Raw genomic sequence first — 8794 nt, 5'->3', positions numbered from 1 at the left:
ATTGGCTTGTGACCTCGAGGGGGTAGGCGCTGGAGCTAGATAGTTATCGAAGTCTAAAGTTATACTTTCTTAAATTTTAAAAAATCCCGCCCAATTTGGACGAGAGTATTAATCAGAAAATCGTGCCGTTATTGGGCCTGCTATATCAATATTTTACAAGAAGTTATATTCGTCAGGATAACCTCTTATACCATCAAAATATACCTAAAAACTTGAAATTGTGCAACCAATAGGCAGAAAGGAACTGCAGGATTTTTCTCTAATAAAATTTTTTATTATCTATCCCTAAAAAAGGAAACTGCCTTTCGAATATTATTATAGTAATAGCATGGGTGTTTGTAGAACTTTGTCGAAATGTCGAAAATAGTCATATGTTTTTTTTTGGAAGCTCCTTTCCAACTTTTCACTTTAAATGGCTTTTATTTCAATATTCGCAGTAATACCAACACTTCGTTCAGCATCCCAAAATTTTCTATTCTATTCCAAAATAAAGTAATTGACGTATATGGGAATCGCTGGTATTATAAATGTATAAAGATTTTGTCGAATAATGACGAAACGATATAGATAGAGAAAAATATTATTGGAGATTTGAGAGGAGACTTTTATTATGAAATCCACAGGTATTGTTCGTAAAGTTGATGAGCTTGGCCGGGTAGTAATCCCTATTGAACTAAGACGCACACTTGGAATCGCTGAAAAGGATGCGTTGGAAATCTACGTAGATGACGAAAGAATCATCCTTAAAAAGTACAAGCCAAACATGACTTGCCACGTTACCGGGGAAGTTTCTGATGATAATATCTCACTGGCTAACGGCAAACTAATCTTGAGCCGTGATGGTGCAGAACAGCTGTTAAAAGAAATTCAAAACACTTTTGAAACCGTAAAATAATTATGAACAAAGCTTCTCACTTGTGTGAGAAGCTTTTTTTATTCTTCGATATGATAAGCATGGTAAACATCCCGCTTATTTATTCCCCGATCTTTTGCGGTTTGCTTGATGGCTTCCTTGCTCGCGAGTCCAGTTTCTTCTATATAATGTGTGACATGATCCTCAATCGAAAGATTCTCCCACCAGGCGGCTTCTTCTGCATCCTGCACAGTCTCGGAAGTCCCTTCAATAATTATCACAAATTCACCTCTCACTTCGCCGCTTGAAGCCCATTTCATCACTTCTTCTACAGTTCCCCGGATAAATTCTTCATATCTCTTCGTCAGTTCGCGGCATAACGCGATATTCCTGTTGCCCATGATCTCTGACATCAGCGAGAGGGTTTCCTTCAGGCGGTGGGGAGCTTCATATAAGATGATGGTTGCCGACAGCCTGGAGAGGTCCCCGAGCTCCTGTTTCTTGAGTTTCTTCTGCCTGTTCAGGAACCCATAGAAATAAAAGGGCTGAGTGTTGATGCCGGAAGCAATCAGGCCGGTTAAAGCAGCATTCGCACCCGGAAGGGGCACCACAGTCAGCTTTGCTTCAGCAGCTGCTGTTACAAGGTCATAGCCCGGGTCTGAAATCGCAGGCATTCCTGCATCACTGACAAGGGCAATTTTTGCGCCATTGGCCACTTTTTCAAGCAGCTTCTGACCGCTGATTTCCTTATTATGTTCATGATAGCTGATGATGGGTGTGGCGATTTCAAAATGATTGCAGAGCTTCTTCGTATTGCGCGTATCCTCCGCTGCAATATAGTCCGCTTCTTTCAGGATTCTTACTGCCCGGAAGCTCATGTCTTCCAGATTGCCGATCGGAGTCGGGACTAAATACAGAATTCCTTTTGTTTCTTCATGCTCAAAGCTTTTTTGCTGCCACATATATACCACCCGTCTCTTTCATTAAAAACTCGTCCTTCTTTTTCCGGGACCATTGCTTAAACTCATATTCCGCTCTCATCGCTTCGCCTTTTTCCGAAAAAGAACGGGAGAAGACCAGCTCTACCGGTCCTCTTCCTCTGGTATACTTGGCCCCTTTTCCTTCATTATGAGCCTTCACCCGTTTTTCAAGATCATTGGTGTAGCCTGCATATAAGCTGCCATCACGGCAATGGAGAACGTAAAAAAAAATGGCTATTCTCCATATAAAATCTCTCTCATTTCGGGTGTGTATTCATTTTCTTCATTATATACAAATAAAGGAGGAAGGATTTTCAAATCCGGATTGCCGTTTTTGACTGCCTCAATCAGCAGGGTGTTTGCTTCTTTTCCGGCCTTCGGATAGACAAATTGCACCCTTTTTGGCTCAAGCTTATACTTGCGCATGAGCGTGACAATGTCCAGGAACCTGCCGGGCCTGTGCACAAATGCCACCTTGCCTCCCTGTCGCGCAAGCCGGCTTGACGCTTTAACCGCATCCTCGAGTGTACAGAGAATTTCATGGCGGGCAATCGCCAAATGCTCATTCTCATTGATTTCATCCTTAGAAGGAGTAGGAAAATAAGGCGGGTTGCAGGTCACAACATCAAATTTCCCATAACCTAATACCTGATGGATCTCTTTAATATCCCCGTGAATCATCTTAATCCGGTCTTGAAGCTTATTGTATTCAATGCTTCTGACCGCCATATCATGCAGACGCTCCTGAATTTCGACGCCTGTAATGGCCCCTTTTGTCCTTGTGCTTAAAAAAAGCGGAATCACGCCATTTCCGCTGCACAAATCAATGAGATTGCCTTTTTGAATCGGCACATACACAAACCGGGCCAGCAGGACAGCATCCAGTGAAAAAGAAAAAACGGCCGGGCTTTGGATGATCCTCATATCTTCAGCCAGCAAATAGTCCAGCCGCTCCCCTTCTTTTAAAAAATCCATTCTTGACCCTCCATGCTTCTCTGATTCTTTGCTTTTATGGAAAAATAGCCTTCCTATCATCAGGAAGGCTAAAAGTTTACTTCTTATTCAGGAAAGACAGGCAAAACAGACAGTCTCCCTCTTTACGCGGGCTGCCGAAATGGAGATTGCAAATGTGAAAGCCTTCCTGATAGAGGCGGGCCAGGTTATCATAGCCTTCGCCAATATCAATCACCTTATCATCATCTGCAGCATCGGCCGACTGCTCTGATTTACCTTTTTTCGCCGATGTGCTTTCCTTTTCCGCAGATATGTCTAAATGACGTCTTAAATGTTCATTTTCCAGCTTCAAAGAGTTATTCTCTTCAAGTATTTCTGCCAAATGCTGCTTTAACTCACCAAGCTGCTGATATAACTCTCCAATTTGGGTTTCCATATTACTCACTGAGTCAAAGATTTCTTTTTTATCCACGACTTCCACCTCTTAATCTGTGGACTGAACTGATACAGCACCTTGTTTTAAAATTTCATCCAGTGTATATTCGAGGACGCGCTCGGCTTCTTTCACATCAACCTGCAGCACACGCTCCAATATATTCAAGCCTACCACTTTTCCTGCTCCATCCGGGGTCTGAATCCATTCCCCAAGGTCCGGAAGCATTTCTTTTGCTGCTTCATACTCATCATTTTCATATTTCAGACAGCACATTAAGCGGCCGCATAAACCAGATATTTTCGTTGGGTTTAGCGATAGATTCTGGTCCTTTGCCATCTTAATGGATACAGGATCAAAGTCACCCAGGAAGGTGGAACAGCACAGCATTCTTCCGCATGGGCCAATTCCGCCCAGCATTTTTGCTTCATCCCTCACACCAATCTGGCGAAGTTCGATCCTTGTCCGGAAGATGGCTGCGAGATCTTTGACAAGCTCACGGAAGTCAACCCGGCCATCAGCCGTAAAGTAGAATATGACCTTATTTCGGTCAAATGTATATTCAACATCGACCAGCTTCATATCAAGCTGATGTGTTTGTACCTTTTCACAGCATACCTCGTATGCTTCCTTGGCGGCCTGCTTGTTCTCCTCGACAATCATGCGATCCTTTTGATCTGCAATACGAAGAACCTTTTTTAATGGAAGGACAACATCATGCTCATCGACCTGCTTCGGGGCAATTACCACTTTTCCGTATTCTACGCCTCGGACAGTTTCGACAATGACAAAGTCATCCTTTTGTATTGAGAGATCTCCGGGATCAAAATAATAAATCTTGCCCGCTTTTTTAAAGCGCACTCCTACTACATCATACAAAGGAAGATCCCTCCTACAATTTTAGCACAAGCTGTTCCATCAACAGCTGCGGATTCATATTTGCCTGCAATTTTCTTTTGGCTTCCAAAACAGCCGTCATCTGTTCCGTCAGGCGCTTAGCAGAAGATTGCAGCGCAAACTGCTCTAAACGATTTCGTTCGTTCAGATGGACAACCTGGTCTTGTTTCCCAAGCTGAATATATAGTAAATCTTTAAAAATAAGAAGTAATAGATCCAAGCCGCGATCAATCTGCTCTTTTTCTTTAAAGTGCAAGAACCAATCCTCCTGCAGGGCAACCATTGCCTCAAGCGGATTCTTCTTTACCACTTCATATAATTTTAACACTATTTTTTGTGCTTGTACAAACCAATCATCAGAACTATATTGTAAAGCTTCATCCAAATTATTGGTAATTTGTGCAAGTAATGGTGCCTGGGCAGGATCCACTCCATTATTTTTTAATTGCTGAATCATTTCAGCAGGAGATAATGGTTTAAAAGAAATGGACTGACAGCGGGATAAAATAGTAGGAAGCATCTGCTGCGACTGCTCGGTAATCAGCACAGCGGTCGTCTCTGAATGAGGTTCCTCCAGAAATTTAAGCAGACTGTTGGCAGCGTTCACTGTCATTTTGTCAGCATGAACAATCACATAAAGTTTCCGCCTGGATTCTACCCCAGTCTTTGAAAACTCTTCCTGCAGGCTTTGAATCTGACTTTTTTTGATAGAAAGCCCGTCCGGCTCCAGAATATGAACATCCGGATGATTTCCGCTGTTTATCCTCTTGCAGTTTGAACATGTTTCACATGGAACATACCCTTCAAGCGGCTCATGGCAAAATCGGCTTTTCGCCAAAAGCATGCTTGCTTCCCGCTTTCCTGTTCCTTTCATCCCTTCAAATAAGTAGGCGTGGGCCAGCCGATCCTTCACTATGCTATTTTTAAACATTTTTAATACAACTGGCTGTACGGCCTCCAGCTGTTCCCACGTTTTTCCCACAAGTATCACTCACTTACATATATAAATTTATTAGGAGTCCCTTAATCTCTCCGACTTTCCCTAATATATCAATAGAAGATTCTTCTTTTTTCATTAATTCATCTGTCAGCTCTGAAAGCTTTTCATCAACCGTTTCCACCACTTTCAGAGATTGGCCCTGTCCATGCTGGTTCCAGCTGTGCGATTGCCTCAGCTCCATTCCAAAATCAACTGCTTCCTTCACAAATCGTTTCACAAGCGTTTTAAATTTGGCCAGATCCTTAAAGGTTCTGGAGCGGGCCAGCCGTTCTCCTGCGGCATCTATATCCTTTAACAGACCCTGAAGCTGGGAAGCCTGCATTTTCTGGTCCTGCTTCTGCACCATTTCAGAAAATTTAACGCCATTCCCGGCTGCCTGCTTCTGCTCATTGCGGACATTTTCCATCTTGAGCCGAAGTTCCTGATTAATTTTCATACCTGATCCTCCGCAAAGGGCTCTAAGCTCCCTCTGTAATGATTAAAAATGATGGAATTGCTCGACTGGCAGAACAAACACTGTCGCACCGCCAACCTCAACTTCAACAGGGTAGGGCACATAAGAATCAGCGTTTCCGCCCATCGGCGATACCGGTGCGACCAGCTGGTCTCTTGCTCTGCAATTTTCCTTAATAATCTGCAGGGCTCTCTCCACACGGATATCCTCTGTTCCGATCATGAACGTTGTATTGCCTGATTTCAAAAATCCGCCCGTGCTGGCCAATTTTGTCGCACGAAAGTTATTGTCAACCAGCGCATTCATTAGCTTATTGCTGTCCTGATCCTGAATGACTGCCAGAATTAATTTCATAAGCCCATCCCCTTTACAAAGTTTTCATCCGTTTTGTCTTACTTTTATTATATCAATTATTTTATCTTCAAGCAGAAATTAAGGGAATACAGAAAAAATATTTTAAAAAAGCCTTAAAGAAATATAATCTTTAAGGCAAGTTTTTATATTCGTTCTTTCAGCTTGCTCTCCGCCTGCTGATAAACTTCCTCCAATGGCTTTGAAGCATCAATCTTAAAGATGCGCTCTGGGTAAAGCTCCATTAGCTTCAGATAGCCCTCCCGCACTTTATGGTGAAAGTCGAGCTTTTCCAGGTCCAGGCGGTTCACTTCCCGTCCTTTATGCTGATTGATTCTATTCAGGCCCGACTCAGGATCAATATCAAAATACAAAGTCAGTTCAGGCATCATGCCTTCAATGGCAAAGCTGTTGATGGAGTAGACCTCCTCAATGCCAAGTCCTCTTGCATAACCCTGATAGGCAAGAGAGCTATCAATAAACCGGTCACATAAAATGATATATCCCTCATCCAGTGCCGGCTTTACTTTCTCAGCCAGGTGCTGCCTTCTGGCTGCCGCATACAGCAAAGCCTCTGTTCTCGGGTCCATCTTTGTATTCTTTTTATCAAGTATGACACTTCGGATTTGTTCAGCAATCTCAATTCCGCCAGGCTCTCTTGTCTGAAGCACCTGATAGCCTTCCTCTGCCAGATTGCTTGCCAGCATATCAATAATCGTTGTCTTTCCGGCACCCTCAGGTCCTTCGACCGTAATAAACTTACCTTTTTTCATTTTACTTCCTCCAGCTGCTGTTATAGACCCTCATAAACGTTAATGCTGCCTGCTTTTATATTGTCTCCATTTTGAAACCGCGCTCCGGCCTGAATTTGAAATCGAATGTTTGCTATATCTTCACCCTCGATGATTTCACCCGGGTATAAGAGTGGAATGCCTGGCGGATAAGGAGTAACCTGCTGAGCGCATATTTTACCGGCCGCCTCTTCCAGTGCCACCGTTTTAATGGTGTGCCGACTCTGTTCCTTTTGCTCAAGGGCAAGGCCGGAAACAGGCTTTTTACTGAAAGTGATTCTTTCCTGGCGGTCTGCCGGTCCGAATGATGTCAATCCCTCGTTCAAACATTCAATCACCCGGTCAAATGGATAATCCATATCGTTCTTCAAAAGAGGCAAAACAAACAGGACATTATAGGGATCCGCCATTTCCGTAAAGATCCCGCGCTTCTCCAGAAGAATCTGCAGGTCAAACCCGCTGAGTGAGGTTTCCGACTGAATGGTTACCTTTAAGGGGTCGCCTTTGTGATATTGAAATGGCAGTACCTTAATGCCTTTAACCCTGTTTAGATCCTTCCTGAAACGCACGATTTTTTTTAGCAGTGCTTCCTCATCCTTTTTCGAAAATGAAGCTAAATAAGCCCTTGCCAAATCAAGAGAAGCCATAATCGGATAGGAAGGGCTGCTTGATTGGAGTATCCCCAGATAGTTGGACACTTTTTCTTCCTTTATAAACCGGCTGTTAAAATGCAGATAAGCACCCATTGTCATAGCAGGCAGCGTTTTATGTGCCGATTGTACAGTGAGATCTGCCTGAATCTGAACGGCCGAAGCGGGAAAATGGCTCCCGCCTATTAAGTGCGCTCCATGAGCCTCATCTACCAGCACCGGAATACCGTGATCGTGGGCACACTGAATAATATTTTCAAGGTCGTATACCATTCCATAATAATTCGGATAGGTTAAGATGATTGCTTTTGCATCAGGATATTGCCTGATCGCCTCTTTTACCGTTTCTAAAGCCACTCCCCCTGCAACGCCCCACTCTTCATTAAACTCAGGCGCTAAAAAGACAGGCTTCGCCTTAGCCAAAGTAATGCCATTCAGGATGGACTTATGGCAGTTCCGCTGGACCAGGACAGTCTCCTTTTCTTCTGCTGCTGACAGGACCATGGCAAGATTCCCTGCAGTCGACCCGTTCACAAGGAAAAAGCTTTTTGAAACTCCATGCAGGCCGGCAAGCAGCTCTTGTGCCTCCAGGATGACTCCCTCAGGAGAATGCAAATCATCCAGTCCGCTGAGCTCCGTAGCATCAAGATTTAAAATATGTTTAAAATAATCTGCTCCCTCACCGCCTGCAAGAAACCCGTTCTTATGGCCCGGCACATGAAAGGACAACGGCTGGTGTGTAGCATGTTTTTGTAATTGGTTCCATAATGGAGTGTTTTCCTGATTCATATGTTCACACTTTCCTATGATTCTTCTCCTATTTTAACAAAACAAGTATGTAACTGCTACATAAGGGCGATATCTGCGCCAGTCCCTGAAACATCAGGCAAAATAATAAAAGAAATCCTTTATAGACATACACCCAAATTAGATTTCCATCATACAATATTAATCAAGTAACCTCAGAAAAACCCGCCAATGAAAATTCAAAAAATTGTATACAATAGTGTTAATCTGGGCAGACTAAGGGTATGGAGGTGGAGTGATTGGGTTCGCTATTAGCAAAGAAACAGGCAGGGGAAGAATGTGTCATATGCGAGCAGGCAAAAACCAGGGGAATACATCTATACACTTCTTTTATCTGCACAGATTGTGAGAATGATTTAATCACCACGGATACAAGTCATCCAAAATATAATTATTACTTAAAGAAGCTGCGGAAAATAACAATGCCGGAGATATTTTCTTGAAATGTAAGCCCTTTGATAGGGGCTTTTTATTTTTTTGTGGGCTGCGGGGCTGTTAGTGTAAGGATTGCTTGAAATTTTTCTTAAAAAAAGGAGAGTCCAAATAAGACAATATGATTCAGTAAATCAACCAAACACACAAAAAGAGCACCCATATCAGGTGCTCTTTCATATGCCCGGCAGC

At 43.2% G+C, this 8794-nt stretch carries 12 protein-coding genes; 2 read left to right on the top strand and 10 right to left on the bottom strand.

Annotated features, from left to right (window positions below):
- The first annotated feature begins 610 nt into the window (after nucleotides 1-610).
- On the top strand, nucleotides 611-895 hold the full coding sequence (abrB, locus tag BFI01S_RS19970; RefSeq protein ID WP_048009776.1) for a transition state genes transcriptional regulator AbrB: 285 nt from the start codon (nucleotides 611-613) through the stop codon (nucleotides 893-895).
- Between the two features lie 38 nt (nucleotides 896-933).
- Here the strand turns inward: abrB and rsmI are convergent, their stop codons facing one another.
- From rsmI to BFI01S_RS19920, 10 genes are all read right to left on the bottom strand, one after another.
- A complete protein-coding gene (gene rsmI / locus BFI01S_RS19965; protein WP_061794164.1) occupies nucleotides 934-1815 on the bottom strand; it encodes a 16S rRNA (cytidine(1402)-2'-O)-methyltransferase in 882 nt (293 codons plus the stop codon).
- Complete coding sequence (locus tag BFI01S_RS19960; protein WP_061794163.1) at nucleotides 1793-2080, bottom strand: GIY-YIG nuclease family protein; 288 nt, start codon at nucleotides 2078-2080, stop codon at nucleotides 1793-1795. The genes rsmI and BFI01S_RS19960 overlap by 23 nt, the downstream gene beginning before the upstream one ends.
- Nucleotides 2068-2808 (bottom strand): tRNA1(Val) (adenine(37)-N6)-methyltransferase, encoded by a 741-nt coding sequence (locus BFI01S_RS19955; RefSeq protein ID WP_061794162.1) that lies wholly within the window; start codon nucleotides 2806-2808, stop codon nucleotides 2068-2070. Before BFI01S_RS19955 ends, BFI01S_RS19960 begins: the two co-directional genes overlap by 13 nt.
- A 76-nt stretch (nucleotides 2809-2884) precedes the next feature.
- The gene (yabA, locus tag BFI01S_RS19950; RefSeq protein ID WP_061794161.1) at nucleotides 2885-3259 is read right to left on the bottom strand and encodes a DNA replication initiation control protein YabA; all 375 of its coding nucleotides are present in this window, start codon (nucleotides 3257-3259) and stop codon (nucleotides 2885-2887) included.
- 12 nt (nucleotides 3260-3271) lie between these two features.
- On the bottom strand, nucleotides 3272-4099 hold the full coding sequence (locus BFI01S_RS19945; protein WP_035332950.1) for a PSP1 domain-containing protein: 828 nt from the start codon (nucleotides 4097-4099) through the stop codon (nucleotides 3272-3274).
- Nucleotides 4100-4112: 13 nt separating this feature from the next.
- A complete protein-coding gene (holB, locus tag BFI01S_RS19940; RefSeq protein WP_061794160.1) occupies nucleotides 4113-5099 on the bottom strand; it encodes a DNA polymerase III subunit delta' in 987 nt (328 codons plus the stop codon).
- Nucleotides 5100-5112: 13 nt separating this feature from the next.
- Entirely contained in the window at nucleotides 5113-5553 is a 441-nt protein-coding gene (locus tag BFI01S_RS19935; RefSeq protein WP_061794159.1) for a YaaR family protein, read from the bottom strand.
- 42 nt (nucleotides 5554-5595) lie between these two features.
- Nucleotides 5596-5925: a cyclic di-AMP receptor DarA gene (gene darA / locus BFI01S_RS19930; RefSeq protein ID WP_009336682.1), complete on the bottom strand. Its 330-nt coding sequence runs from the start codon at nucleotides 5923-5925 to the stop codon at nucleotides 5596-5598.
- A gap of 143 nt (nucleotides 5926-6068) precedes the next feature.
- Nucleotides 6069-6695: a dTMP kinase gene (tmk, locus tag BFI01S_RS19925; protein WP_061794158.1), complete on the bottom strand. Its 627-nt coding sequence runs from the start codon at nucleotides 6693-6695 to the stop codon at nucleotides 6069-6071.
- Between the two features lie 20 nt (nucleotides 6696-6715).
- Complete coding sequence (locus tag BFI01S_RS19920) at nucleotides 6716-8152, bottom strand: aminotransferase class I/II-fold pyridoxal phosphate-dependent enzyme (protein WP_061794157.1); 1437 nt, start codon at nucleotides 8150-8152, stop codon at nucleotides 6716-6718.
- A 257-nt stretch (nucleotides 8153-8409) separates the two neighbouring features.
- Between BFI01S_RS19920 and BFI01S_RS19915 the strand changes: the two genes are divergently transcribed.
- Nucleotides 8410-8613: a sigma factor G inhibitor Gin gene (locus tag BFI01S_RS19915; RefSeq protein ID WP_035332946.1), complete on the top strand. Its 204-nt coding sequence runs from the start codon at nucleotides 8410-8412 to the stop codon at nucleotides 8611-8613.
- Nucleotides 8614-8794 lie beyond the last annotated feature (181 nt).

The organism is Cytobacillus firmus NBRC 15306 (assembly GCF_001591465.1).
Taxonomy (GTDB): domain Bacteria; phylum Bacillota; class Bacilli; order Bacillales; family Cytobacillaceae; genus Cytobacillus; species Cytobacillus firmus.
This window is presented reverse-complemented; position numbering and strand designations above follow the sequence as displayed.

Excerpts from the sequence above, each read along its gene's own strand:
- BFI01S_RS19935 (WP_061794159.1), bottom strand. The coding sequence starts at position 5,553 with ATGAAAATTAATCAGGAACTTCGGCTCAAGATGGAAAATGTCCGCAAT.
- tmk (WP_061794158.1), bottom strand. The coding sequence starts at position 6,695 with ATGAAAAAAGGTAAGTTTATTACGGTCGAAGGACCTGAGGGTGCCGGA.
- BFI01S_RS19920 (WP_061794157.1), bottom strand. The coding sequence starts at position 8,152 with ATGAATCAGGAAAACACTCCATTATGGAACCAATTACAAAAACATGCT.
- rsmI (WP_061794164.1), bottom strand. The coding sequence starts at position 1,815 with ATGTGGCAGCAAAAAAGCTTTGAGCATGAAGAAACAAAAGGAATTCTG.
- darA (WP_009336682.1), bottom strand. The coding sequence starts at position 5,925 with ATGAAATTAATTCTGGCAGTCATTCAGGATCAGGACAGCAATAAGCTA.
- abrB (WP_048009776.1), top strand. The coding sequence starts at position 611 with ATGAAATCCACAGGTATTGTTCGTAAAGTTGATGAGCTTGGCCGGGTA.
- BFI01S_RS19955 (WP_061794162.1), bottom strand. The coding sequence starts at position 2,808 with ATGGATTTTTTAAAAGAAGGGGAGCGGCTGGACTATTTGCTGGCTGAA.